The sequence below is a fragment of the Demequina sp. NBRC 110056 genome, from assembly GCF_002090155.1.
Lineage (GTDB): Bacteria > Actinomycetota > Actinomycetes > Actinomycetales > Demequinaceae > Demequina.
Genome location: NZ_BBRM01000002.1, coordinates 137,120 through 162,080, shown reverse-complemented (window position 1 = coordinate 162,080; position 24,961 = coordinate 137,120). Strand labels below are relative to the sequence as shown.

The 24,961-nt window shown below is 70.4% G+C and carries 27 protein-coding genes and 3 tRNA genes; 10 read left to right on the top strand and 20 right to left on the bottom strand.

Features of this window, described 5'->3' with window-relative positions:
- Positions 1-11: 11 nt before the first annotated feature.
- The 5 genes from B7K25_RS00810 to B7K25_RS00790 all read right to left on the bottom strand — a co-directional run bounded on the left by B7K25_RS00810 (position 12) and on the right by B7K25_RS00790 (position 2,684).
- The gene (locus B7K25_RS00810; RefSeq protein ID WP_084103343.1) at positions 12-830 is read right to left on the bottom strand and encodes a Nif3-like dinuclear metal center hexameric protein; all 819 of its coding nucleotides are present in this window, start codon (positions 828-830) and stop codon (positions 12-14) included.
- A gap of 9 nt (positions 831-839) precedes the next feature.
- Complete coding sequence (locus tag B7K25_RS00805; RefSeq protein ID WP_084103341.1) at positions 840-1,589, bottom strand: potassium channel family protein; 750 nt, start codon at positions 1,587-1,589, stop codon at positions 840-842.
- A gap of 35 nt (positions 1,590-1,624) precedes the next feature.
- Positions 1,625-1,698, bottom strand: a tRNA-Val gene (locus B7K25_RS00800).
- A 51-nt stretch (positions 1,699-1,749) separates the two neighbouring features.
- The gene (locus B7K25_RS00795) at positions 1,750-2,208 is read right to left on the bottom strand and encodes a peroxiredoxin (protein ID WP_084103339.1); all 459 of its coding nucleotides are present in this window, start codon (positions 2,206-2,208) and stop codon (positions 1,750-1,752) included.
- The gene (locus B7K25_RS00790; RefSeq protein WP_234988015.1) at positions 2,205-2,684 is read right to left on the bottom strand and encodes a DUF3052 domain-containing protein; all 480 of its coding nucleotides are present in this window, start codon (positions 2,682-2,684) and stop codon (positions 2,205-2,207) included. Before B7K25_RS00790 ends, B7K25_RS00795 begins: the two co-directional genes overlap by 4 nt.
- A 189-nt stretch (positions 2,685-2,873) precedes the next feature.
- Between B7K25_RS00790 and aceE the strand changes: the two genes are divergently transcribed.
- Positions 2,874-5,588 (top strand): pyruvate dehydrogenase (acetyl-transferring), homodimeric type, encoded by a 2,715-nt coding sequence (gene aceE / locus B7K25_RS00785; RefSeq protein ID WP_234988014.1) that lies wholly within the window; start codon positions 2,874-2,876, stop codon positions 5,586-5,588.
- Between the two features lie 184 nt (positions 5,589-5,772).
- Here aceE and B7K25_RS00780 read toward each other — a convergent pair whose 3' ends face one another.
- Positions 5,773-7,242: a hypothetical protein gene (locus B7K25_RS00780; protein WP_084103335.1), complete on the bottom strand. Its 1,470-nt coding sequence runs from the start codon at positions 7,240-7,242 to the stop codon at positions 5,773-5,775.
- 197 nt (positions 7,243-7,439) lie between these two features.
- On the opposite strand from B7K25_RS00780, the gene B7K25_RS00775 reads away from it, so the two are divergent.
- The 5 genes from B7K25_RS00775 to B7K25_RS00755 all read left to right on the top strand — a co-directional run bounded on the left by B7K25_RS00775 (position 7,440) and on the right by B7K25_RS00755 (position 12,238).
- On the top strand, positions 7,440-8,609 hold the full coding sequence (locus tag B7K25_RS00775; RefSeq protein ID WP_234988013.1) for a CdaR family transcriptional regulator: 1,170 nt from the start codon (positions 7,440-7,442) through the stop codon (positions 8,607-8,609).
- 77 nt (positions 8,610-8,686) lie between these two features.
- Positions 8,687-9,601 carry an ACP S-malonyltransferase gene (locus tag B7K25_RS00770; RefSeq protein ID WP_084103331.1) on the top strand — a complete coding sequence of 305 codons (915 nt, stop codon included), beginning with the start codon at positions 8,687-8,689 and terminating at the stop codon, positions 9,599-9,601.
- Entirely contained in the window at positions 9,598-10,596 is a 999-nt protein-coding gene (locus B7K25_RS00765; protein ID WP_084103329.1) for a beta-ketoacyl-ACP synthase III, read from the top strand. Before B7K25_RS00770 ends, B7K25_RS00765 begins: the two co-directional genes overlap by 4 nt.
- 73 nt (positions 10,597-10,669) lie before the next feature.
- Positions 10,670-10,915: an acyl carrier protein gene (locus tag B7K25_RS00760; RefSeq protein WP_084103327.1), complete on the top strand. Its 246-nt coding sequence runs from the start codon at positions 10,670-10,672 to the stop codon at positions 10,913-10,915.
- An 84-nt stretch (positions 10,916-10,999) separates the two neighbouring features.
- Positions 11,000-12,238 carry a beta-ketoacyl synthase gene (locus tag B7K25_RS00755; RefSeq protein ID WP_084103325.1) on the top strand — a complete coding sequence of 413 codons (1,239 nt, stop codon included), beginning with the start codon at positions 11,000-11,002 and terminating at the stop codon, positions 12,236-12,238.
- 308 nt (positions 12,239-12,546) lie between these two features.
- Here B7K25_RS00755 and B7K25_RS00750 read toward each other — a convergent pair whose 3' ends face one another.
- Positions 12,547-12,912, bottom strand: a complete 366-nt coding sequence (locus B7K25_RS00750) for a DUF4440 domain-containing protein (protein WP_084103323.1) — start codon at positions 12,910-12,912, stop codon at positions 12,547-12,549.
- 40 nt (positions 12,913-12,952) lie between these two features.
- Positions 12,953-13,450, bottom strand: coding sequence for a DUF3145 domain-containing protein (locus B7K25_RS00745; protein ID WP_084103321.1), 498 nt, complete (start codon positions 13,448-13,450; stop codon positions 12,953-12,955).
- Between the two features lie 142 nt (positions 13,451-13,592).
- Here B7K25_RS00745 and B7K25_RS00740 point away from each other — a divergent pair, with 142 nt between their 5' ends.
- Complete coding sequence (locus tag B7K25_RS00740) at positions 13,593-14,237, top strand: NAD(P)H-hydrate epimerase (RefSeq protein ID WP_159450076.1); 645 nt, start codon at positions 13,593-13,595, stop codon at positions 14,235-14,237.
- Between the two features lie 22 nt (positions 14,238-14,259).
- Here B7K25_RS00740 and def read toward each other — a convergent pair whose 3' ends face one another.
- Positions 14,260-14,757: a peptide deformylase gene (gene def, locus B7K25_RS00735; RefSeq protein ID WP_084103317.1), complete on the bottom strand. Its 498-nt coding sequence runs from the start codon at positions 14,755-14,757 to the stop codon at positions 14,260-14,262.
- An 88-nt stretch (positions 14,758-14,845) separates the two neighbouring features.
- Here def and B7K25_RS00730 point away from each other — a divergent pair, with 88 nt between their 5' ends.
- Both B7K25_RS00730 and B7K25_RS00725 read left to right on the top strand, forming a co-directional pair.
- Positions 14,846-15,700 carry an NAD(P)H-hydrate dehydratase gene (locus B7K25_RS00730; RefSeq protein ID WP_234988012.1) on the top strand — a complete coding sequence of 285 codons (855 nt, stop codon included), beginning with the start codon at positions 14,846-14,848 and terminating at the stop codon, positions 15,698-15,700.
- Between the two features lie 92 nt (positions 15,701-15,792).
- Positions 15,793-16,002, top strand: coding sequence for a CsbD family protein (locus tag B7K25_RS00725; RefSeq protein WP_084103312.1), 210 nt, complete (start codon positions 15,793-15,795; stop codon positions 16,000-16,002).
- 114 nt (positions 16,003-16,116) lie between these two features.
- Here B7K25_RS00725 and B7K25_RS00720 read toward each other — a convergent pair whose 3' ends face one another.
- The 6 genes from B7K25_RS00720 to B7K25_RS00695 all read right to left on the bottom strand — a co-directional run bounded on the left by B7K25_RS00720 (position 16,117) and on the right by B7K25_RS00695 (position 20,419).
- Positions 16,117-16,596, bottom strand: coding sequence for a hypothetical protein (locus B7K25_RS00720; protein WP_084103310.1), 480 nt, complete (start codon positions 16,594-16,596; stop codon positions 16,117-16,119).
- Positions 16,597-16,598: 2 nt separating this feature from the next.
- Positions 16,599-17,855 (bottom strand): TFIIB-type zinc ribbon-containing protein, encoded by a 1,257-nt coding sequence (locus B7K25_RS00715; RefSeq protein ID WP_144018785.1) that lies wholly within the window; start codon positions 17,853-17,855, stop codon positions 16,599-16,601.
- A gap of 27 nt (positions 17,856-17,882) precedes the next feature.
- Complete coding sequence (locus tag B7K25_RS00710; RefSeq protein ID WP_084103308.1) at positions 17,883-19,088, bottom strand: SHOCT domain-containing protein; 1,206 nt, start codon at positions 19,086-19,088, stop codon at positions 17,883-17,885.
- A 101-nt stretch (positions 19,089-19,189) separates the two neighbouring features.
- Positions 19,190-19,492: a DUF1905 domain-containing protein gene (locus tag B7K25_RS00705; protein WP_084103306.1), complete on the bottom strand. Its 303-nt coding sequence runs from the start codon at positions 19,490-19,492 to the stop codon at positions 19,190-19,192.
- On the bottom strand, positions 19,489-20,223 hold the full coding sequence (locus B7K25_RS00700) for a hypothetical protein (RefSeq protein WP_144018784.1): 735 nt from the start codon (positions 20,221-20,223) through the stop codon (positions 19,489-19,491). Before B7K25_RS00700 ends, B7K25_RS00705 begins: the two co-directional genes overlap by 4 nt.
- Before the next feature lie 122 nt (positions 20,224-20,345).
- Positions 20,346-20,419: transfer RNA gene (locus B7K25_RS00695), tRNA-Ile, on the bottom strand.
- Positions 20,420-20,544: 125 nt separating this feature from the next.
- Between B7K25_RS00695 and B7K25_RS00690 the strand changes: the two genes are divergently transcribed.
- Positions 20,545-20,617: transfer RNA gene (locus tag B7K25_RS00690), tRNA-Asn, on the top strand.
- Between the two features lie 51 nt (positions 20,618-20,668).
- Here B7K25_RS00690 and B7K25_RS00685 read toward each other — a convergent pair.
- From B7K25_RS00685 to phnD, 5 genes are all read right to left on the bottom strand, one after another.
- A complete protein-coding gene (locus B7K25_RS00685) occupies positions 20,669-21,109 on the bottom strand; it encodes a VOC family protein (RefSeq protein ID WP_084103304.1) in 441 nt (146 codons plus the stop codon).
- A 60-nt stretch (positions 21,110-21,169) separates the two neighbouring features.
- The gene (gene phnE / locus B7K25_RS00680) at positions 21,170-22,057 is read right to left on the bottom strand and encodes a phosphonate ABC transporter, permease protein PhnE (protein ID WP_084103303.1); all 888 of its coding nucleotides are present in this window, start codon (positions 22,055-22,057) and stop codon (positions 21,170-21,172) included.
- Positions 22,057-22,875, bottom strand: coding sequence for a phosphonate ABC transporter, permease protein PhnE (gene phnE / locus B7K25_RS00675; RefSeq protein WP_084103302.1), 819 nt, complete (start codon positions 22,873-22,875; stop codon positions 22,057-22,059). The genes phnE (B7K25_RS00680) and phnE (B7K25_RS00675) overlap by 1 nt, the downstream gene beginning before the upstream one ends.
- Entirely contained in the window at positions 22,872-23,642 is a 771-nt protein-coding gene (gene phnC, locus B7K25_RS00670; RefSeq protein ID WP_084103301.1) for a phosphonate ABC transporter ATP-binding protein, read from the bottom strand. Before phnC ends, phnE (B7K25_RS00675) begins: the two co-directional genes overlap by 4 nt.
- 92 nt (positions 23,643-23,734) lie before the next feature.
- Positions 23,735-24,775: a phosphate/phosphite/phosphonate ABC transporter substrate-binding protein gene (gene phnD, locus B7K25_RS00665; RefSeq protein ID WP_084103300.1), complete on the bottom strand. Its 1,041-nt coding sequence runs from the start codon at positions 24,773-24,775 to the stop codon at positions 23,735-23,737.
- Positions 24,776-24,961 lie beyond the last annotated feature (186 nt).

The following is a 24,961-nucleotide window of genomic DNA, read 5'->3' as shown; positions in this document are numbered from 1 at the left end:
GGATCAGGGGTTCACGCGGTGAAGCGCGCGGTCCAGGGGTCGGTCGAGAGCGTCGAGACGGTGGCGTCGACGCCGGCGGCGTCGGCCACGTGCTCCGCGGCGTCCGCGAGCCAGAGCCACTCCGAAGCGTAGTGCGAGACGTCCACCAGGTAGGGCCGCCCGTCGCCCAACTCGGCGAGCTCGCGAGCCTCGGACGCGGGGTGGTGACGCAGGTCGGCGGTGACGTAGACGTCGGCACCGGAGCCGCGCACCGCATCGAAGAAGCCGTCGCCGGCTCCGCCGACGACCGCCACGGTGGACACGAGGCCGTCGAGCTCTCCCGCCACCCGGACGCCGTGCTCGGTGGGCGGCAGGGCACGCGCCACAGCCTTTGCGAACTCGCCCAACGTGACGGGCCCCGGCAGCAGACCGATGCGCCCGGTCCCCTCCGCTCCCCCGGGCTCCGCGGGGATCAGGGGCACCGGGTCCGTGATGCCGACCGCCGCCGCGAGCGCGTCGCACACGCCCCCGGCGGCCGCATCGGCGTTCGTGTGGGCGTTGTAGAGAGCGATCCCGTGGGAGATGAGCCGGTGCACCACGGCGCCCTTGGGCGTCGACGCGGAGACGGTGGTCACGCCCCGCAGCAGCAGGGGGTGGTGGGTGACGACGAGGTCGGCTCCCACCTCGATCGCCTCGTCGACCACGGCGAGCGTGGGGTCGACCGCGAAGAGCACGCGCCGCACCGGGGCGGACGGGTCGCCGACGGTGAGGCCGTTGACGTCCCAGGACTCCGCGAGCTCCGGTCGGAACCGTGATTCGAGGATCTCCGCGATGTCAGCGACCGTGGCCATGCGACAACGCTACTGCGGTTCGGAGCGGTCCCGCTCCGTGACGGCGTCGAGCTTCTCCTCGAGGCGGGCGATGCGCTCCATGAGCTCGTCGTGGCGCAGCTGCTCGCGCTGCTCGTCGTCCAGCTCGTCGCCGGCCGACGTCAGGCGCACGAACGCGGCGGCGACGGACGCCGTGACGACACCGATGAGAGCGATGCCCAGCAGCATCATGATCACGGCGATGATGCGGCCCTCCACGCTTACCGGCGCGAAGTCGCCGTAGCCGACGGTGGTGACGGTGACGATCGCCCACCACAGGGCGTCGCCGAAGGTGTTGATCGCCGAGTCGTCGACGTTGCGCTCGGCGGACAGCACCGCGACCGAGCCGATCCACAGCAGCAGCACCACGGACATGCCGACAGCCTGCATGGTCTGCATGCGCCCCTTGGTGGTCGCGAACGCTGCGGACTGCGTGAACGTCGTGAGGACCTTGAGCGGTCGAGCCGCCGGCACCAGCACGGCGATCACGTCGATCGGGTGGGTCCACAGGTAGCGCCACGACTTCTTCGAGATCACCGTGCGGATGATGATGTCGACGAGGAAGACGAGCCAGATCCAGAACTGGACGGCGAGCAGGGTGTTGTTGAGTCCGACGGGAATCGAGTTCGCGAAGATGATGCGACCCGACCACACGAACAGGAACACGAGCGCGAGCGCCGCCAGCCATCGGTCGGTGCGCATCGCGTACCGGTCGTACTTCTCGCCCATCGGCTCGGCCACGTCGGCTTCCCTCCATCGACGGCTCGTGGTCAGCGTGGGCCCTGCCGGACTCGAACCGACGACACCTGCGGTGTAAACGCAGTGCTCTAACCAGCTGAGCTAAGGGCCCGCGGCCCCATTGTTGCGCATGTGCCGGTCGGCAGCGGCCAGGCGGGCCGCTCTACAGCGCCGCGATGGCCGCGCGGTAGTCCTCGATGTCGCGAGCCTCTCCCACGGGGTTGACCACGGACCACGCGACGACGCCCTGGGGGTCGATGAGGAACGTGCCGCGCGTCGCGAGGCCCTTCTGCGGGTTGAACACGCCGTAGTCGCGCGACGCCTCCCCATGGGGCCAGAAGTCGCTCAGCAGCTCGCCGCCATAGCCGTGGGCGTCGGCCCAGGCCTTCAACGTATAGATGGAGTCACACGAGATGACGATGACCTCGAGCGCTCGGCCCTCGGTGAGATCCGGGGCATCCCGCAGCTCGATCAGCTCGTTGGTGCAGGTGTCGGAGAACGCGAACGGCACGAACACCAGCAGCACCGCGGCGCCCCGGTAGTCGCTCAGCGTCACGCGTCGGCCGTGCTGATCGGTGAGCGTGAAGTCTGGAGCGGTGCGGCCGATCTGGGCCTCGGTCACTTGGACCGGCCCTTCTCGACGAGCTGCGTGCAGGACCAGCCCTCGCCCACCACGAACGTCGAGGTGGCGTGAAGGCCCGCAAGCGAGCTCGACTCCTGCACCTCTCCGGGCAGCACGTGGCCCGTGGTGCCCGCCTTGGGCGTCAACAGCCACACGCTCGCTCCGTCGTCCAGCAGGGACTGCACGTCCATCAGCATGTCGGCGAGATCCTCGTCACCGTCGCGGAACCACACGAGGGCGCCGTCGGTGACGTCGCCGAAGTCCTCGTCCGCGAGATCCTCGCCGGTGAGGTCCTCGATCGCGGTGCGCAACGCCTCGTCCGCATCGTCGTCGTAGCCAAACTCCTGGATGATCATCCCGCGTTCGAATCCGAACCGGTCGATGACGCCAGCATCGATGGTGCTGGCACCGTCCTCAGTCGCCACGGCGGCGATGCTCCCTTCGTCGGTGATGCGGGTCAGTGCCCGCTCGCTCACGTCTCACAGTAGAGGCCACCGCACGACCGTGGCAACGCCCAGCGTGCGCGTGCCAGACCCGTCACACCCGACACGCTGGCGTGACATTCCCGCGAGATGTGGGAACAATGGCGGGAGCGGCGGCACACCCCGCCCCCACCCACACGCATTGACGGCGCATCACCCCTGCGCCCAGACGAAAGGCCACCGGTGGCAGAGCACGGCGATGTTGACAAGGACCCGAACGAGACCGGCGAGTGGCTCGAGTCGCTGGATGGGCTGATCGAGAGCAGCGGGGAGTCGCGCGCCGAGTACGTCCTCGACCGCCTGGTCGACCACGCCGCCTCCAAGCAGCTGTCGGTCCCGCTGAGCCTCAACACCCCGTACGTCAACACCATCCACGTCGACGACGAGCCCGCCTTCCCCGGTGACGAGGAGATCGAGCGTCGCTACCGCGGCTGGATCCGCTGGAACGCGGCCGTCATGGTGACCCGCGCCCAGGCCGGCAACAAAGGCGTCGGCGGGCACATCTCCTCCTACGCGTCGGTCGCGACGCTGTACGAGGTGGGCCTCAACCACTTCTTCCGCGGCAAGGACCACCCCGGCGGCGGCGACCAGGTGTACTTCCAGGGCCACGCAGCGCCCGGCGTGTACGCCCGTGGCTTCGTCGAGGGCCGCCTGAGCGAGCAGGACCTCGACTCCTTCCGCCAGGAGAAGTCCGGCGCGGGCCGCGGACTGTCGTCCTACCCCCACCCCCGCCTCATGCCCGAGCTGTGGGAGTTCCCCACGGTGTCGATGGGCCTCGGCCCCGCATCGGCGATCTACCAGGCGTGGACCAACCGCTACCTGCAGCTGCGCGGCATCAAGGACACCTCCCAGCAGCACGTGTGGGCCTTCCTGGGCGACGGCGAGATGGACGAGCCGGAGAGCCGCGGCATGCTGCAGCTCGCGGCCAACCAGAACCTCGACAACCTGACCTTCGTCGTCAACTGCAACCTCCAGCGCCTCGACGGCCCGGTCCGCGGCAACGGCAAGATCATCCAGGAGCTCGAGGCGTACTTCCGCGGCGCCGGCTGGAACGTCATCAAGGTCGTGTGGGGTCGCAACTGGGACCCGCTGCTGGAGCGCGACGAGGATGGCGCCCTGGTCAACCTCATGAACACCGTCCCCGACGGCGACTTCCAGACCTTCCGCGCCGAGTCCGGCGCGTTCATCCGCGATCAGTTCTTCGGCGGCGACCCGCGCGCCAAGGAGCTCGTCAAGGACATGACGGACGACGAGATCTGGGCGCTCAAGCGCGGCGGCCACGACTACCGCAAGCTCTACGCGGCCTACCTCAAGGCCACGACCGAGGCCAACGGCAAGCCCACCGTCATCCTCGCGAAGACCATCAAGGGCTACGGCCTGGGCTCGAACTTCGCCGCCCGCAACTCCACGCACCAGATGAAGAAGCTCGCCGCAGCCGACCTCAAGGTCCTGCGCGACACCTTCGACATCCCGTTCACGGACGAGCAGCTCGAGGAAGACCCGTACAACCCGCCGTACTTCCACCCCGGCGCCGACGACCCGGCGATCCAGTACATGCTGGGCCGGCGCAAGGAGCTCGGCGGCTTCGTGCCCGAGCGTCGCGACCCGGGCAAGCAGATCAAGCTTCCCGAGGACAAGGCCTACGAGCTGCTGGCGAAGGGCTCGGGCAAGCAGGAGGTCGCCACGACGATGGCGCTCGTGCGTCTGTTCAAGGACCTGGTGAAGGACAAGGAGTTCGGCCACCGCCTGGTGCCGATCATCCCCGACGAGGCCCGCACCTTCGGCCTCGACTCGATCTTCCCGTCGGCCAAGATCTTCAACACCAACGGCCAGAACTACCTGCCGGTGGACCGCGAGCTCATGCTGAGCTACAAGGAGTCCGAGGCCGGGCAGATCATGCACACCGGCATCAACGAGGCGGGCTCCGCGGCCGCGTTCCAGGCCGTCGGCACCTCGTACGCGACGCACGGCGAGCCGCTGGTGCCGTTCTACATCTTCTACTCGATGTTCGGCTTCCAGCGCACGGGTGACCAGTTCTGGGCCGCTGGCGACCAGCTCACCCGTGGCTTCATCATCGGCGCGACGGCCGGTCGCACGACGCTCGCGGGCGAGGGCCTGCAGCACGGCGACGGCCACTCCCCGATCCTCGCGGGCACCAACACCGCCGTCGTCCAGTACGACCCGGCGTTCGGCTACGAGATCCGTCACATCATGAAGGACGGCATCGAGCGGATGTACGGTCCCGAGGACGGCCGTGACAAGAACGTCATGTACTACCTCACGGTGTACAACGAGCCCATCCAGCAGCCGGCCGAGCCGGAGGACGTGGACGTCGAGGGCATCCTCAAGGGCATCTACAAGTACGCCGCCGCTCCCGAGGGCGACGGACCCGAGGCGCAGATCCTCGCGTCCGGCGTGGGCGTGCCGTGGGCGCTCGAGGCGCAGGAGCTCCTCGCTGCTCACTACGGCGTTCGTGCCACCGTGTGGTCGGTGACCTCGTGGAACGAGCTGCGTCGCGACGCGCTCGACGCGGAGAAGCACGCCTTCCTCAACCCCGAGGACCAGCCGCGCGTACCGTACGTCACGCAGAAGCTGCAGGGCGCCGCCGGGCCGTTCGTCGCGACGAGCGACTACGACCACCTGGTCCCCGACCAGATCCGCGCGTGGGTCCCCGGCCAGTACGCGACGCTCGGCGCGGACGGCTTCGGCTTCTCCGACACGCGTGCCGCGGCTCGTCGCTACTTCAAGATCGACGGCCCGTCGACCGCGGTCCGCGTGCTTCAGCAGCTCGCGCAGCGCGGCGACATCCCCGCGCACCTCGTGCGCGACGCGATCGACCGCTACCAGCTGCACGACGTCACCAAGGGCACGTCGGGCAACGCCGGCGGCGACGCGTAGACCGCACCGCACCCTGACGACGAGGGCCGCTCACCTGATCAGGTGAGCGGCCCTCGCGCTTGTGCCCTGGCACAGCGCCGATGCGCTGGCTGGGTAGCACCGTGACGTCGCCCGCACGCGGTGCCGCCGCGACGCTGCCACCGCCGATGCCCTGGGTGATGCCTTGGGTGATGCCGTCGCGGCGTCAGATCCCTCCGCCGCGCGGGGGCTCCCCCTCGCCGGTGGGAGCCTGCGGCTCGTCCGCTGGTGCATCGTCGACCGGCGCTGGCGTCGGCGCCTCGGGCTCGCCGCCCGTCTCTGGCGCGACCTCGGGGTCGGGGTCCGCGGCGGCGTCGCCGGACGAGCCCTCGCTATCGTGCTCCGGCTCGTGAGCCGCCTCCGGGGTCGGCTCCTCGACGTGCTCAGTCTCGGGAGCGTGGTCATGGTTCGGCTCGGTGTCATGGCTCGGCGCGGTGTCATGGGTTTGCTCGGTGTCGTGGACGGGCTCGGCGTGGTGCACCGGCTCCCCGTCGTGGACGGGCTGACCCGCCGCCGCGGCCGTGGCCGCGCCATCGTCGGCCGGAACACCGCCCGACCGAGCGCCGTCCCCAGCGCCACCCGACCCCGTTGACCCACTCGACCCCGTCGACCCGCTCGACGCGGCGCCCGCGTCGCGGCGCGACTCCGACGTGCGGTCCGCATCGTCCCTGCTCGCTGCCGCGGTCGCGCCGGCAGCGCCTGCAGCAGCGCCCGCGGCGGCTCCGGCCGGAGCCTCGCTCTTCGGCGTCGATCGTGCCGCATCTGCCGCGGCGGCGCCGTCCGCATCCGTGCGGGGCGCGAAGGCGCTCGGCGGGGTCGTGCTCGTCTCGCCGGCGACCGCCGACGTGCCGACCATCGCGAGGGCGCCGTCCGCGTCCTTGATGGAACGACGGACGCCTACGGCGAGGATCACGATGACGACGAGGAGCACCACCAAGATCGCCCAGAGCGCCGCCAGCAGCAGGCCGCTGAAGGCGCCGTCGGGCTGGACCCGCAGGTACCCATCACCCTCGCACGAGCCCTCGGCCGCGCTGACGCTGGTGGTGACGTGGTAGGTGCCCGTCGGCACGATCGCCGAGGCGTCCTCGACGTCGGACAGGAACGCTGCCACGTCGGCCGAGCCCGACCACTCGGTCGCGCCGGCGCCGTTGGTCATCGTCGCGGAGTCGATGGGGATGGCGAAGCCTCCCACGAGGAGGCTGACGTCGGCGGTGGCCTCGGGCGCGTCGGCGCCGACCGACCCCGTCCACTCGATGGTGTCCGTGGTGGTCACGTCGAAGGGGTCGAGCGCGGACGTCTGCCCGACGGCGACGGGCTCAGACTCGACCGACGACGTGCCCTCGAGGGTGCAGCCCTCCGAGAGCGACCCTCCGCCGACGAACTCGGGGATGCCCGTGAGCGCGACACCGCCGAGCATCGCCGACAGCACCACGACGGTGATGAACTTCCCGCGCGCGAGGCTCATGCGCTGCGTGAGGATCCACCCCACGAGGATGATGCCGATCGCGACGATGCCGAACAGCGGCAGGCGGTCCGGTGGCACGATGCCCAGGATCCACAGCAATGCCATCACGTCGAGCCCGAGCAGGGCTCCCAGCAGCGCGCCCACCAGGGGCTTGGGTCGAGCATCCGTCATCGGTTTCTCCCTCCACCTTCTTGCACCGTAGCGTCTCGACCCGCACTGCACCAGGACGGATGCCGTGTTTCGCGCGAGGAGGCGCGGCCGCGTCGACTGTGGATCCCGACATCTGACGGCGCGACCTCGGCCGGACTTGAGGCCTTCTGCGGGCCTCGCGTTGTTGACCTTCGACAACGCGCCCTATGCTGGCGCGCATGGCATCAGCACAGGCGCGCTCGGAGACGCTGCGCCGGCTGCGGTCGGCCACGGGCCGTCTCTCGACCGCGGCGCTGAAGAGCCTCGACACCGAGTACAGCTGGTTTCGCGAGCTGCCGGCGCAGGAGCGCTCGTGGGTCGGCACGGTGGCCCAGGCCGGCATCGACTCGTTCGTCGCCTGGTACGCGGACCCGCAGCACAGCCACCGCTCGGCGACCGAGGTCTTCGCCGCGGCTCCGCCCGAGCTGACCCGCTCCGTGTCGCTGCAGCACACCCTGTCGATCGTCCGCACCGTCGTGCGCGTGGTGGAGGAGCATGCCGAGGAGTTCGCCTCCCCCGGCTCCGAGCGCGAGGTGCGCGAGGCGATTCTGATGTATTCACGCGAGATCGCGTTCTCCGCGGCCGAGGTCTACGCCCGCGCCGCCGAGTCGCGCGGCGCCTGGGACGCGCGGCTCGAGGCGCTCGTGGTCGACGCCCTCGTGCGCGGTGAGGTCGACGAGGACCTGCCGTCCCGAGCCGCCGCGCTCGGCTGGAAGCCCGGTCCGACCCTCGTCATGGTGGGGCTGACAGACGGCACGCTCGGCGAGGTCCAGTCCGCCGAGCTCCGCCGCACCATTCGCCGCGCGACCCCCGGGGCCCTGGTGGGGATCCACGGCGAGGACCTCGTGGTCATCGCCCGCACGGACGACGATCACGAGCGCTTGTCGCGCCACCTGCTTCCCTCGTTCGGTCCGGGCCCCGTGGTCATCGGCCCCGCGGCGATCACGCTGGTCGAGGTCGCGCGTGCGACCCGCGCTGCCCTGTCGGGCGTCGTCGCGGCCCCGGCGTGGTCCCTCACGCCCCGACCGGCCGCCGCGGACGACCTGCTGCCCGAGCGCGTGCTCGTAGGCGACACCGCGGCGCGCGACCGGCTCATCGCCATCGCCTACGACCCCATCCAGAACGCCGGCGGCTCGCTCGGCGACACCATCGCGACCTACCTCGACTGCGGCCGCTCGCTGGAGACCGCGGCGCGCACGATGTTCGTCCACGCCAACACGGTCCGCTACCGCCTCAAGAAGGTCGCTCAGCTCACCGGCTGGGACGTCCTGTCGACGCGCGACGCCCATGTGCTCGAGACGGCGTTCGCCCTCGGGCGCCTGCGCGACTCCAGCCACACGCCTTTGTAGACCACCGACAAATCTGGGCGGGCGAAACCGTGAGCGATATCCGCGCACCCGCCCGCGGGATGGGAGATGCTAGACGCATGATCGCCGTACTGTTCCCCGGCCAGGGCGCCCAGGCGCCCGGGATGCTGGACGCTTGGCTCGAGGTCGACGAGGTCGCCAGCCACCTGCGCGCATTGTCGGATGCCACAGCGACCGACGTGATCGCGCACGGCACCACCTCGGATGCCGACACCATCCGCGACACGGCCATCGCGCAGCCGCTGCTGGTCGCGACGGGCATCGCGACCGCCCGCGCCGTGCTCGGCGGCGTCACCCCCGGAGTCGTGGCGGGCCACAGCGTCGGCGAGCTTGGGGCCGCCGCGCTCGCGGGCGTCATCGACGACGCGACGGCCATGAGCCTCGTGACCGTGCGTGCCAACGCGATGGCGCAGGCCGCCACCGCGGCCGAGCCCACCTCGATGGCCGCGGTGCTCGGCGGCGTCGAGCAGGAGGTCCTCGACCGCCTCGAGCAGCTGGGCCTGACGCCCGCGAACATGAACGGCGGCGGCCAGATCGTCGCAGCCGGGGCCAAGGCCGGGATCGAGGCGCTCGTCGCCGAGCCGCCCACCCGCGCCCGCGTGATCGAGCTGCAGGTCGCCGGTGCGTTCCACACCTCCTACATGGAGCCCGCGGTCGCGAGCCTCGCGGCGGCAGCCGCGGAGGTGACGGCTGCGGACCCCACCGCCGCCCTCCTGTCGAACGCCGACGGCGCGACCGTGGCGTCGGGCGCGGACGCCCTCGAGCGCATCGTCCGTCAGGTCGCGAGCCCCGTCCGTTGGGACCTGTGCCAGGAGCGTATGCTCGCCCTCGGAGTGACCGGCATCATCGAGGTCGCGCCCGGAGGTGTGCTCACCGGACTGGCCAAGCGCTCGCTCAAGGGTGTTCCCGCGGTGGCGCTCAAGTCCCCCGATGACCTCCCCGCCGCCCGAGAGCTCCTGGAGCAGCACGCGTGACGACACTGAACATCAGCCGGGGCCCCGAGTTCTCCCGCATCGCCGGACTCGGCGTCGCGCGCGGCGAGAACGCCGTGCCCAACGAGGACATCATCGAGCCGATCAACTCGTCCGACGAGTGGATCCGCAAGATGACCGGCATCGCGACCCGCGTGCGCGCGAACGCCGACACCTCGGTCATCGACCTCGCTGAGTCCGCGTCGCGGGATGCGCTCGCCGCGGCGGGCATCGACGGAGGCGACGTCGACGCCGTGATCCTGTCGACCATCACCTACCCACACATGACGCCAGGCGGCGCCCCTGTCCTCGCGGACCGGCTGGGCTCGACCGGCGCCGCCTTCGACATCTCCGCCGCGTGCGCTGGCTACTGCTACGGCATCGGCCAGGCGGACGCGCTCGTGAGGTCGGGCTCGGCCCGCAACGTCCTCGTCGTGGGTGCGGAGAAGATGAGCGACTTCGTCGATCCGGCGGACCGCACCATCTCCTACCTCCTCGGCGACGCCGCTGGCGCGGTCGTCATCAGCGCCTCCGACGAGCCGCGCATCGGCCCCACGGTGTGGGGCTCCGACGGGTCGGGCGCCCAGCTGATCCGCCAGACGTCGTCGTGGCTCGAGGTCCGTGACGGCGAGGCCGAGGCGTTCCCCACGCTCTACCAGGAGGGTCCGAGCGTCTTCAAGTGGGCGTCGTTCAAGATGGCACCCGTCGCGCTGCAGGCCATCGAGGCCGCGGGCGTGACACCTGACGACATCACGGCCTTCATCCCCCACCAGGCCAACATCAGGATCATCGACCAGATGGTCAAGCAGATCGGCCTGCCCAAGCACGTCGCGGTCGGCCGCGACATCGTCGACTCCGGCAACACCTCGGCGGCGTCGATCCCGCTGGCCACCGAGCGGCTCATCCGCGACGGCAAGGCCGCGAGCGGCGACCTCGCCCTGCAGATCGGCTTCGGCGCCGGCCTGGTGTACGCCGCGCAGGTCGTCGTCCTGCCGTAGCGCAGGTCCCACAACTAGAGTTCCAAAGGTCCGAACCCCGATGCGCGTGCATCACCACCACAAGGAGAACCCCATGGCAGACAAGAACGAGATCCTCGCCGGCCTTGCCGAGATCGTGGCCGAGGAGACCGGCCTCGACACCGCCGAGGTGCAGCTCGACAAGTCCTTCACCGACGACCTCGACATCGACTCGCTGTCGATGATGACGATCGTCACCCTCGCCGAGGAGAAGTTCGACGTGCGCATCCCCGACGAGAAGGTCAAGGACCTCACCACCGTGGGCGACGCCGTCGACTTCATCGAGGCAGCGCAGTCCTGATCCACCTGGGGTGAGCGCACCCGGCTTCCAGGCCCACGGGCGCCCATCCCGCAGCACACGTCCCCACCCCGACAGGAGCACCACATGACCACCGTCGTCGTCACCGGACTCGGCACCACCAACCCGCTCGGCGGGGACGTGGCGAGCACGTGGGACGCCGCCCTCGCCGGCCGTTCCGGCGTGCGGACTCTCGACAACGACTGGGCGGAGACCTACGGCATGGCCGTGAACTTCGCCGGCCAGCTCGTGGTGCCCACCTCCGAGGTGCTGTCACGGCCCGAGGCCAAGCGCATGGACCCGAGCGCCCAGATGGCGATCGTGGCCACGCGCGAGGCGTGGGCGGATGCCGGATCTCCCGAGGTCGACCACGAGCGCCTGGGCGCCGTGGTCTCCTCGGGGATCGGCGGCGTGTGGACGCTGCTGAGCGCGTGGGACACGATGAAGGAGAAGGGCGCCGCGCGCGTCCTGCCCCTCACGGTCCCGATGCTCATGCCGAACTCGCCCACCGCGTACGTGTCGCTCGAGCTCACCGCCCGTGCGGGAGCGCACTCCCCCGTGTCGGCCTGCGCCTCGGGCGCCGAGGCGATCGGCATGGGCTTCGAGATGATCCAGTCGGGCCGCGCGGACGTCGTCGTCGCCGGCGGCACCGAGGCAGCGATCCACCCGCTGCCGATCTCCGCCTTCGCCGCCATGGCGGCGCTGTCCAAGCGCAACGACGACCCGGCGGGCGCCTCGCGCCCGTACGACACCTCGCGCGACGGCTTCGTGCTCGGCGAGGGCGCGGGCGTGGTGGTCCTCGAGTCCGAGGAGCACGCCAAGGCGCGCGGCGCGAAGATCTACGCCCGACTGCTCGGCGTGGGCATGACCGCCGACGGCCACCACATCGCCGCGCCTGAGCCCAACGGAGCCGGGCAGACGCGCGCCATGCAGCTCAGCCTCGAGCGTGCGGGGCTCACGACGCGCGACGTGGCCCACGTCAACGCGCACGCCACCTCCACCCCCGTGGGCGACATGATCGAGGCCCGCGGCATCCGCGGCCTGCTCGGCGAGCACGCCGACGAGGTGCTGCTGAGCGCCACGAAGTCGATGACCGGCCACCTGCTGGGAGGCGCCGGCGCGCTCGAGTCGGTGTTCACCATCAAGGCCCTGCAGGAGCGCACCGCTCCCCCGACCATCAACGTCACGGACCCCGATCCCGAGCTCCAGGTGGACCTCGTGCGCGACACGCCTCGCGCGCTGCCCGCCGACGGCGACCTCGCCGCGATCAACAACTCGTTCGGCTTCGGCGGCCACAACGTCGCGCTGACCTTCGCGACCGCCTAGCGACCACTCGCCACGAAGGCCCGTGCCCCACCAAGGGGCACGGGCCTTCGTGCTGAAGCGCGCATCGGCGCTGCGAAACCGCTCATGCCGGGTCGCAGTCCCTCGCCACGCACGTACCGCTCAACACACGGCCGTGACGCGTGGGGCCACAGCGTCTGATGGGGATCACCGGGGGCCACATCCGCCTCGCCTGCACCAGCTGTGTGTTGACCGGTACGCCGATCAGGGACGGAGCGGGCGCCGAGAGGTAGCGCCGGGTAGCGCTCATGGGGCGACCACGGCCGCACAGCAGGCGCCGATGCGCGGGCTCAGAGGTCGGTCGGCGTCGCCTGGTGGAACCGCAGCCGCCAGCGCCCATCGTTGGTCCAGACGCTCGAGCGGTGGGTCGCGCCGCGGGTGCCGTGCGCGGGGATGGACACGTAGGTGACCAGCGCGACGTCCTCGCAGATGGCGACAGCGCTGAACTCGGTCAGGGGCAGCTGGACGTCGATGTCGATCGGCTGGAGCTCGAGCGTGTCCTCGCGGGTGAAGACCCTCCCGGAACGGCCCACCTCGGAGAAGTTCTCGGCGAGCACGGCCTCCATGTAGGCGCGATCGAAGCGCGTCTCCGGGCGCCACATCGCCTCCTCCATGGCCTGGAGGGTCAGCGCCTCGTCCCTGTTCAGCTCCTGCATGGTCCCCGTTCCTCAGGCGCCCTCGCGGGCGCCATCCGCGTCAGCCGACGCGGTGGAGCCACCGTACAGGAGCGCCCGATCCGGCGTAGCGGAACGGCTCGAGCTCCTCATCCCAGGCGGCGCCGAGGGCGAGGTCCATCGCGCGCTTGAACTCCGCGACGGAGGCGCCAGCCTCGAGCACCGCGCGAATGCGGTCCTCGGGCACCACGATGTTGCCGTGGACGTCGGTGACGGCGTGGAAGATGCCCAGCGACGGGGTGTGCGACCAGCGGCCGCCGTCCGAGCCGAAGGACGGATCCTCGGTGACCTCGTAGCGCACGTGCTCCCAGCCGCGCAGCGCGGACGCGAGGCGCGCGCCGGTGCCGGGGGTGCCCTGCCAGGCGACCTCCGCGCGGTAGAGGCTCGTGCCAGCGGGCTGATCCGTCCACTCGAACGAGGCGCGCGGACCCAGCACCGACTGGGCGGCCCACTCGATGTGAGGACACATCGCTCGGGTCGCCGAGTGCACGAAAAGGACACCTCGGGTGATCGCAGCCATGGCCCATTCCTTCCTGTTGAGGTGCGTCTTCCCCTACGACCTCGAAGGAGCGCCCAGCTGCACCGGGTGTTCTCCCGACTATCGTGCCTCATCCGGCGCGGATGCGCCAGCAACCGGCCCGCGTGTGTGGAAGCCTGGGCCCATGCCGGCCCGAGTGATGACAGCAGCGCAGATCCGCGCGGCCGAGGAGATCGCGATGCGCGCCGTCCCCGAGCACGTGCTGATGGCCCGCGCGGCCGATGCGGTGGCCGCCGAGGCGGAGGCGGTGCTGGCCGAGCGCACCGGGCGGATCCGTGGTGCGCGCGTGGTCGTCCTCGCCGGCAGCGGCAACAACGGCGGGGACGCGCTGCTCGCCGGAGCGCGGCTGCACTACCGCGGCGCCGAGGTCACCGTGGTCCTCGTCGGCTCCCGCTCGCACGACCACGGTGTGGGCGAGTGCCAGGCTGCGGGCGCCGCGGTCGTCGACGCGACAGCAAGCCTGGACCCCGCGCTGGCCGCAGTCGCCGGCGCCGCTCTCGTCATCGACGGGATCGTCGGCGTGGGCGCCCGCCCCGGCCTGCGCTCCCCCGCCGATGCGCTGGTCGCGGCGATCCCCTCCGGCGCCGCCGTGCTGGCAGTGGATGTGCCGAGCGGGCTCGACGTCGACTCGGGCGCCGCCGCGGCGGCTCACGTCACCGCCGACGTCACCGTCACCTTCACCGCTGCCAAGCCGTGCCTGGTCGAGCAGCCAGCAGCCGCATCGGCCGGGCGGGTGGTCGTCGCGGACGTGGGAGTGCCGCGCAGCTGAGCGCTCCGCCTGCTCGGGCGAGCTAGGCGTTCTCGAGGGACTCGCGCAGCTCGCGCATCGCCGCCTTGCGCGCCTCGCGCGAGAGTCGGTCGAGGTAGAGCTTGCCGTCGAGGTGGTCCACCTCGTGGTTGATGAGGCGGGCCCAGATCTCCTCGCCCTCGACGACGACCTCGTTGCCGTCCAGGTCGGTGCCGACGGCCTTGGCGTACGCCGGGCGCTCGCACGGGTACCACAGGCCCGGGACGGAGAGGCAACCCTCGTCGCCCAGCTCCTGCATCTCGTCGGAGTTCTCGACGATCTCCGGGTTGAGGATGTAGCCGATGTTGCCGTCGATGTTCCACGAGAAGGCCCGCAGCGAGACGCCGATCTGGTTCGCGGCGAGGCCCGCGCGGCCGTCGTAGTCGACCGTCTCGAGCAGGTCCTCGACGAGGGTCCGCACGCGGTCGTCGATGACGGTGATGGGCTCGCAGACGGTGCGCAGGACAGGGTCGCCGGTCGTTCGGATCTCTCGCATGGCCATGCCCGGCATTCTCTCACGGACGGCTCCTTCGACGGCGTTCGTGCTGGAAATGCGCCGATGCGCGGGCTGGCTGTGCGACGCTGGTCGCGTGAGCGGGGCGACACAGGTGGACGCGGCGCGGGTGCGCGCGTCCTGGCCCGTGCCCGTCGAAGGCGACGACAAGTACTCGCGCGGGGTGGTGGGAGTCGTCGCCGGCTCCGACGCCTACCCCGGCGCCGCGGCCCTCGTCGTGTCCGGCGCGGTCAGGGCCGGCGCGGGCATGGTGCGGTACGTCGGTCCGCGGCGCGCGCAGGATCTGGTGCTGGCGCACCGTCCGGAGTGCGTGGTGCACGACAGCGGTGACGCCGCGGAGTCGCTGCCGCGCGCCCAGGCCTGGGTGGTCGGGCCGGGAGTCGCCGACTATCCCGAGCAGGACGCGGCGATCGGCTCCGTCATGGCCTCCGGCGCACCGATGGTCGTCGACGCGGGCGCGCTCGAGGCGGTCGCGCGAGCGCGTGCGACCGGCTCGCGGGAGGCGCCGTCCGACCGCGTGCTGCTCACCCCGCACGTGGAGGAGCTCATGCGGACCCTCGGCGCCCTGCGCCACGACGTCACGGTCCATGACATCGCCTCCGACCGCGCGGGTCACGCCCGGCTCCTCGCCGAGGCCGCGCGCGCCACCGTGCTGCTCAAGGGCTCGCAGACCCTCATCACCTCCCCCGGCGGCGCTCTCCTTGCGCTCCCGCCAGCGCCAGCGTGGCTCGCCACCGCGGGCAGCGGCGACGTCCTCGCCGGGATCGCCGGCGCGCTGCTCGCGGCGGGGTTGAGCGCCGTGGACGCGGGCGCCGGAGCGGCGTGGGTGCACGCTCGTGCCGCCGCGAGCCTCCGCGGGCCGGTCGCGGCATTGGACCTCGCCGAGGCGCTGCCGGGCGTCGTCAGCGACCTCCTCGCCGACCCCTCCTGACGCCACTCCCGGGGTCGTCGCCAGGAATGCGGCCGGACCCTACAGGTGTTCTCTCTGGCGTAGGACCACACCGAGAGCAAAGGAGCATCACCGTGAGCAACGCCGACCGACTGAGCAACGCCGCAGAGGACGCCCAGGGCAAGATGAAGGAAGGCTTGGGCAAGGCGACTGACGACGAGCAGCTCGAGGCCGAGGGCAAGTGGGACCAGACCAAGGCCGACGTCAAGGACAAGGTCGAGGACGCCAAGGACGCGGTCGCGGAGAAGTACAACGATCTCACCGACCGCGACAAGGACGCCTGAGCCTCACCACCTCAGCCACGCCGACGGCGGGCTCCCCAGCAGGGGGCCCGCCGTCGTGCTGTGCGGTCTCAGCATGGCGCACAGACCGCGCTGCTGTGGCGTGACGCTGACCCGTCAGCCCTCTCGCGGCGGCTCGGCCTCGCGTCCGGGATCGGCGTCGCGCGCCTGCTGAGCATCGCGTGCCTGCTGGGCATCGCGCGGCTCCTGGGCGTCCCGCGCCTCCTGAGCCATGCGGGGCGGCTGAGCCTCCCTCGCGGCCTGCGCGTTGCGCGGACCCATGGCCTCGCGGACCACCGCGTGCGACGCGCGCTCGTGGGAGTTGTCGTCGTTGCGGCCGTCGATCTTGCTGTTGCGCATGCGCTTCTTCTCGCGCACGAAGGTGTCCCAGCGCTGCAGCTGCAGGCGCTCGGCCGCCGTCGTGTGCTCGAACTGGTAGCGCTCGTGCTGGTTGCGGTAGCGCTTGTAGAGGGTCGCGTAGGTGAACCAGCCCGCGACGAAGGGCACGGCGAACAGGATGAGCGCGAAGAAGGCGACGCCTCCCTCGCCGCTCGAGGCGAGCACGACCGCATCGGCGCTGTGAAGGATCTCGTTCATGGTCACCCCGCCAGCATCGCCGCGGCGCCGATGGGCCACGCGACGAGCGCGGTGAGCCCCGTCACCAGCGCGGTCACGCCCCATAGCCGGGACTTGTTGATCGGGACCGAGCCCATGACGTTGCCGTAGCGGCCGTTGACGGCGATGTAGTGGATCATCATGCGGCCGTTGTCGAGTCGCTCGGCGTAGCTGTAGAGCCACACGGGGACGAACACGGAGGCCCACCGGCTGCCGTGCACCTCGAGGTCCTCGTGGGTCCACTGCACGCCGCGGTCGTACCCGCGGATGTCGTCGCGGATCGACTCGCGCGCCATGGTGAGGAACTGGGCGTGCGCCTTGCGCGTGACGTCGTCGATGTTGAGGTCGCGCTTCTCGGCCGTCATCTCCCCCATGTAGTTGGAGTCGAAGGCGACCATGTTCTTGACGTCGTACGGCAGCAGCGAGTTGATGATGTTGTTGGTGTTCTCGCGGTTGTCGATGTTCGAGCGGCCGGCCGAGGACTCGATGATGAGGTCGTCGATGTGGAGGTCGAAGTCGCGGATCACGTCGAACTGGTTGGCGTCGTAGTACGTCGTGTGGGTGTTCTCGCCCGTCTTCACGGTGTAGCGGCGGGTCTGGACCTCGCCCTTGCCGTGGAAGCGCGCGGAGACGTTGCCGTCCACCGTCATGTACGGCATGTAGACACCCAGCACGTTGTCCGGCTTGAACTCGTCGCGGAACTTCTTGAGCGCGAAGAAGCGCCTGGCGCCGGCGAACTCGCCGATGCGCGCGATGGCCTCCTCCTTGGTGATGTGGAACGGGAGGATGCCGTCCGGCACGGCGCCGTTGGGGATCTTGTCGTTGATCGACAGGATCGAGCGGCACCAGTGGCAGCGAGACTCGAGCGAACGCGCGGTGTCGATCACGACCTCGGAGCCGCACCCTTGGCACTTGAGCGTGACGAGGTCCTCCCCGCTCGAGATGTCCGCGGCTCCCGACGTGAACGTGCGGCCCTCGAGTTCGCCGATGCCCTCGCCGAGCCCGTGGGTGTCCTCCAGACGGCTGCCCACCCACTCGTAGCGGCAGAAGCCGCAGATCAGGCTCAGGGTGTTGCCCTTGCGCGATACCTCGGTCGAGCCGCACTGCGGGCAGTCGTCGTGGCCGTGAGCACGTCCCGTGGACGTGTCGATGAGGTGCTGGTCGGCCGATGCTGCCGCAGGCTCGGCCTGCGCGCTCGCCTCGGGCTCGGAGGGCACCCCGTGCTGGTCGGGCTGCGTCATGACGGTCCTTCGCTGCGAATGCAGGGCCTACAGGCCCAGGGCCTTGCGCTTGAGGGCGTCGAAGTCCTCCTGCGTGATGAGCCCCTCGTCGAGCATGGACTTCGCCTCGCGGATCTGGTCCGCGGTGCTCGGCGCGGCGGGCTCGGCCGCAGCGGCGCCCTGCTGGGGCACGCCCTGCTGCGGCACCTGCTGCTGCCCGGGCTGGTTCTGCATGAGGCCACCGAGGGCTCCGCCCGCGGCGTTCATGCCCATGCCCATGAAGGCGAGGCCGTCTCCGCCGCCGGTCTCGCCCGCAGCCTGGATGCCGCGCGCCGCCGACTGGCGCAGGAAGGAGTCGCCGCGACCGCCGGACAGCGCGTCGGCCTTCTGCACGTCTTCCAGGAGCTTCGCGGTGGGCGCGTCGTACTCGATCGCGAGCAGTGCCGCGGCGTGGATCGTCAGGCCGCGCTCGTCGGTCCAGTGGTAGTTCTCCTCGACGACCTCGGACAGCGACTTCGCGAAGCCCAGCGCGTCGCCCTGGATCTTCGAGATGCGGTTGCCGCGCTCGACGTCGTTCGTGTAGCGCGAGAAGGCCGCCGCCAGCGAGCCGACGACCTCGTTGAACAGCTGCTCGGAGACGGGGTTGTCCACGGCCGAGAGGTCGAAGATCCCCGCATTGGCCGAGATGTAGGACGAGGGCAGCAGCGCCTTGGTGAACAGGATCGGATCGACGACCTTGAGCGTGTAAGAGCCGCGCGTGACCGCGCCCGCCTGGGTGCCGAGGTAGCGGTCGTCCCAGTAGATGGGGCCCTGGGTGCCGAACCGGTTGTTCGGGATCTCCTTGAGGTTCACGTAGAACGCGAGGTGCTGGACGCCGGGCTGGCCGCCGTACTTGAAGCGCTCCCACGACGACTGCAGCGTCGAGGACAGGAAGCCGCCGCCCGTGAACAGCGACTTCGCCTGCTGATCGTCGTCGGAGAAGATGTAGCCGCCTGCCTCGGCGACGAAGTTCGTGATCCGGCCGTCCTGGAACGTGATCAGGCCCATGCCCTCGGGCACGACGATCTTGGAGCCGTTGGTGATGACGTTCTCGGAGCCGCGCACGTTCGAGCCGCGGCCCGCGTTCTGACCCTTGGGCACCGCGGGGAACACCACCGCAGTCTGGGGCACGTTGTCAGGCGGGAGCAGGAAGTCGATCCACTGGTCAGCCAGCGTGCCGCCGATGGCCCCGACTGCTGCCTGAATGAAACCCATGCCTGCCCCCTCGTCGTGGTGTGTGGCGCCAGGCTATCGCACGCATGTGACGCCCGCGCGGGCGGAGGCGACGCCGTTCGCGGCGGGCGAAGGACCCCTGCTCAGGGTGCGACGAGCGTGATCGCGACGGTGGCCGTGTCCCCCGCCGTGATGCCCTCCGAGCGGCGCACCGAGGCCTTGATCGGGAGGATGTACGAGGCGTGCTCCTTCGAGGGGAACATCGACGTCCTCCACGTGCTCGACCCGATCACGACCTCGACCTTGACGGCGCCGAAGCCGCGCTCCGGACCGGTCTGCGCCGCCTCGACCTCGTCGGCCACGTCCTCGGGCACCGTGAGGAACACCCACTGCGCGCCCTCGCCCGTCCAGTTCCACAGCTCGGCGTCGAAGGCGTAGGCCGTCATGGCGCCTCGCCCTGGTCGCGCTGCCAGAGGCCGTGGGTCTCCAGAAGGTCGCGCATCGCTGGCGAAGGCTCACCCTCGAGGACGACGTGCTCGGGTCCGATGCGCGTGGAGCCGACTGGACTCATCGCCTTCACGACGTAGCGCCGCGCCTCGTCCGCCGAGGGCGTGACCATGATGACGCCCTCGACGCGAGCGATCTCGTCCGTGTTCCAGCGAGCGGTCTCCGTGTACAGGCAGACCGTCGCTCCGTCATCGCTCACCGTCCATGCCTCGGTCCAGGTGAAGGGCGATACCTCCGGCGGCGATCCGTCCATCGGATAGTAGGTCTCCTGGGCGTGGTTCTCGACGACGATGTCGGCGCACCCCGCCTCCACGGCGAGGTCCGGCATCGCCCGCCGCAGCACACGCACCCAGGCCCCCATCTCCATCCCGTCCTCCGATGCGCGCCCGCCGGGCGCTGCGACCTCGTGGTCGTCAACCGCAGCGTCGCCCTGGAGCGCGGCCGACCGCAGCTGGCTCAGTCCCAGCTCGATGTCGACGAGGGGCGCCAGCGTTCGGGCGTCGCCCAGATGCGCCGCGCAGAACCACGCCGAGTCGGGAGCCTGGCCGACGAAGCCCTGCTCGGCAGCGCGCTCTCGCCACGCGACGTCCGAAGGTCGCGGAAGGAACTGCACGAGGCCCGCCGCGGTGGGGGCCTCCGTATCGCACACGTCGCATCGAGGAGGGCGCATGAGCCCACAGTAGAACCGTGAGCTGACATCGGTCGCGATGATGCGCGCCGAGCTCGGCACGCCACCACGGCGGCGAGGTGGACCCGGCATCCGCACGACGGAATCGGCGCCGCTCGCGAGGGTGGGCCAGGTGGGGCTCGAACCCACGACCGACGGATTATGAGTCCGCTGCTCTGACCGGCTGAGCTACTGGCCCGGGGCCGCCCGCGCGACCGCGGGCCAGTCTAGCCGCGCGGCTCTCGTCGACGGTTCGGCGCGGCTCGCCCGGCCCGATCCGGTGTCCGCCGGCTCCCTCAGATCATGTAAACTCGTGGATCGCGATCCTCCATAGCTCAATTGGCAGAGCATTCGACTGTTAATCGAAGGGTTGTTGGTTCGAGTCCAACTGGAGGAGCTCACGCAGGCCGGTCCGCAAGGGCCGGCCTTTCGCGTCTCACGAGGCCGCTCAGGACTCCGGCAGGTGGTCGGGGATCGTCACCGAGCCGTCCTCGGCGAGGTCCCAGTACGGGTTCACGGCGAGCTCCCACACGTGCCCGTCGGGGTCCGCGACGTAGCCGCTGTAGCCGCCCCACTCCGCCGCCACCGGTCGCTTGAGCTCCGCGGCGCCCGCGTCCAGCGCGGCGGCGAAGCGCTCGTCGACCTCAGCCTGGGTCGCGTAGTTCTGCGCGAGCGTCATCGCGCCCACCCCGAGCGCGGCATCGGGCCTGCCTTGGTCCTCCGCGAGCATCGGCAGCGGGAAGAGCGCCAGCACCAGACCGTTCATCTGGAAGAACACGACCTCCTGCGCGTCCTGGCGCTTGACCCAGCCCCACGCCTCGTAGAAGGCGCGCGAGCGACCCAGGTCGCTCACGCCCAAGGTCACCAGGGACACCCGCTGCGTCGTCATGGACCCAGGGTAGACAGGGTCCCTGACGGGCACATCGGCGCTACCGCCCGGACGTGCACGCTAGACCGCGGCCTCCGCCTTCTCCTCCGTCGTCACCTTCTGACCCGATCCGGCGATGATCCGGTGACGGATCGCTCCGGACACGGAGTCGACCGCGATGGTGACGATGATGATCACCACGAGGGTGATGCCGATCTGCTCCCACTCGCGCCGGCTGAACAGCTGGCCGAGCAGCGAGCCGATGCCGCCGGCGCCGATGACGCCCAGCACCGCAGAGGCACGGATGTTGATCTCGAAGCGGTACAGCCAGAACGCGATCACCTCAGGCAGCACCTGCGACCAGTACGCCCAGCGCAGGATCGAGAACCGCCCCGCGCCCGAGGCCTTGGCCGCCTCGACGGGACCGGGGTCGATGCCCTCGAGAGCCTCAGCGGTGAGCTTGCCGAGCGTGCCGATCGCGCCGACGCCGAGCGCGACCGCGCCGGCCACGGGGCCGAAGCCGAAGATCGGCAGCATCAGGATGATCGCGAACACCAGCTCCGGCACCGCGCGGATCGCGTTGAGCACGATGCGCGTGATCTGCACGGTGACCGGTCCCGCCACGTTGCGCGCCGCGAGGAAGCCCAGCGGGATCGACAGGATCGCGCCCAGCAGGGTGCCCACCCACGCCATGTAGACGGACTCGAGCATGCGGTCGAACGCGAGCGACCAGTACTCGCTGTAGGGCTCGGAGAAGGGGTTCTGGAACAGCCCCTGGCCCATGAGCTGCAGGTAGCGCCAGCCGTCGGTGAAGATGCCGGTGATCTGGCTCCAGCGGGCGTTGGACAGCACCACGGCGCCGCCGAACAGGACGAGCAGGCCGAGCCAGACCAGGGTCTCCTTGGTCTTCGAAGGCTCCGTGGGTCGCGGCGTGGCGGGCCGGGCCGATGCGGTGGTCGAGGAGGTCATCACACGAACCTCCTGCGCAGGTACTGGGAGAGCTGGTCGATGAGGAGCACCACCACGAAGATCGCGACCGTGATCGCGGCGACGTTCTCGTACTCGAAGCGCGAGAACTGCACGTTGAGCACCTGGCCGATGCCGCCACCGCCGGCGATGCCGATCACGACCGACGAGCGGATGTTCAGCTCGAAGATGTACAGGCAGTACGACAGGAAGTTGGGGAGGATCTGCGGCATGACCGCCCAGCGCGAGCGGGCGGCCGTGCCCGCGCCGGCCGCGTCGGCGGCCTCGAGCGGTCCGCGGTCGACGGCGTCGATGGTCTCCGCCGTGAGCTTCGCGGCGATGCCGATGTTGAAGATGATCAGCGCGAGGATTCCGGCGAGCGCGCCGACGCCGACGAGCGCCACGAAGATCAGCACGTAGGCGATGTCCGGCAGCGAGCGCACGATCGACAGGAAGATCTTGGTCGCGCGGTACAGCCAGCCGGAGCGGTTCGTGACGCGCGAAGCCATGAACGCGAAGATGAGGCCGAACAGCACGCCCACGCACGTGGCGATGATCGAGATCGCGATGGTCTCGACCCACGCCTCCCACACGCGCCAGATGAAGGACCAGTTGGGGCTCAGGAACTGCTCGATCACCACCCACCCGTTGGTGAAGTTGGTGAACAGGTCGCGCAGCGAGAACTCGATCTCCTTCGCGGCCCACCAGGTGAAGGCCGCGGCGAGCACCAGCCCGGCGATGACCGTCAGCGACGGCTTGGGCTTCTGTGGGCGCTCGGGGGCCGATGCGGTGGCCGGCGACGTCGCGGGTGTCGCCGTCATGCGTTCGAGGAGAGGGTGTCGTCCGCGGTCAGCGAGCGCCCGTAGATCTTCTCGAACACGGCGTCGTCGGCCTCGGCGCCGGTGCCGTCGAAGACCACCTTGCCGTCCCGCATGCCGATGACGCGGTCGCCGTAGGCGCGGGCGAGGTCCAGGAAGTGCAGGTTCACCAGCGTGGTGATGCCCAGCTCGCGGTTGATGCGCTGCAGGTCCTTCATCACCATCTGCGCCGTGGGCGGGTCGAGCGAGGCGACGGGCTCGTCAGCGAGCATCACCGACGGGTCCTGCGCGAGGGCGCGGGCGATCGCGACGCGCTGCTGCTGTCCGCCGGACAGCTCCGAGGCGCGCGTCCACGTCTTCTCGACGATGCCCACGCGCTCGAGCGCCTGGTAGCCCTTCTCCTTCTCGTCCTTGGTCCACGCCCCGAGCAGCGCCCGCCAGCCGGGGATGTGGTGCAGCTGACCCATGATGACGTTGTTCATCACCGAGGTGCGCTTGACGAGGTTGAAGGACTGGAAGATCATCCCGATCTTCGAGCGGATGGCGCGGAGCTCGCGCTTCGAGGCGCCGGAGACGTCCCTGCCGTCCACCGTGAGGGTGCCCGACGTCACGGGCACCAGGCCGTTGATGGTGCGGATCAGAGTCGACTTGCCGGCGCCCGAGAGGCCGACGACGACCACGAACTGGCCATCCGGGATCTCGAGGTCGACGCCGTCGAGGCCCACGACCCCGTTGGGGTAGCGGACGGTCACGTCCTTGAGTTCGATCATGAGGTCACTGTTTCACGAGAGTGCTGAGAGCGGGGAAAGCGGCGCGGTGGCCGCGTCCCGAGGGGACGCGGCCACCGCTCCGATCAGTCGACTCAGCCCTCGCCGAAGTTCGCGGCCACCTGGCGGGCGGCGTCGAGCGCGTCCACGTCGGCGGGCTCGAGACCCTCGATGTTGTAGACCGCGTCGAGAGCCGCGAGGCCCTCCTCGGTCCCGGCGAGCGCGACGAGCGCGTCGGTGATCTGCTGCTGAGCCTCAGCGGACAGGTCGCCGGCGAGCACCACGCCGTCGTTGGGGATGTTGGTCGAGTACGCGAAGACGACGACCTTCTCGCCGACGTCCGGGAACTCCTCGGCGATCTCGCCGCGAGCGTCGTTGAACGAGGTGCCCACCACGGCGTCGCCGTCGTAGACCGACTGCACCGACTGCGGGTGGCCGCCGGCGAAGAACGAGCCGGTGAGGTCCACGAGCGGGTCGATGCCCAGGATCTCCTCGAGCTGCGTCGCCGGGTAGTAGTAGCCCGACGCCGACGACTCGTCGACGAACGCGATCGACGAGCTCGGGTCGATGAGCGCCAGCGCGTCCTCGCCCTGGGGGCCGTCGTAGCCGGTCGCACCGTTGCAGTACGAGTAGTTGACGCCCTCGTCGTCGGCCTCGGTCGTGACCTCGTCGAGGCAGAAGGTGTCGGGGTCGTTGGTCATCCACTGGGTGACGTAGCTCGACGAGCCGTAGCGCACCGACTGCAGCACCGGCACGGCGCTCGCCTCGTCGACGGCCTGCACCATGGCGATCGGGCCGAGGAAGCCGATGTCGGCCTGGTCGGTCTGGAGGGCCACGACGACGGCCGAGTAGCTGTCGGGGATGAAGAGCTCGACGGGGACGCCCAGCTCGGCGCCCAGCAGCTCGGCGAGAGCCTCGCCATCGGTGACCAGCTGGTCGACCTCGTCCGAGGGCACGAGGCCCAGGATGAGCTCGTCGGGCAGACCCTCGCCGCCCTCCTCCATCGCGTCCTCGGTCGCGGTCGAGTCCGGCGTCGCCTCGTCCTCGGGCTCGTCCGAGGAGGAGCAGCCTGCCGCGATCAGAGCGGTGGCTCCGACCAGGGCCGCCGCTGCGAACGGCTTCTTCGTGAATCGCACTGTGTCACCTTCCGTTTGTTCTGCAGGGCCGGCGCCGAATGCCGCCGGCCGATGCCGCGCCCACGCGGCCTTCTGTCGAACCTACCCACCGTGACGCGGGTTCCGCGCGCGAAAGCCAAGATTTATCACGCCGGTAACAGGGAGTTCACGTGGTCGTGTCCGGATCGTGACCGACCGCCCCGCGAC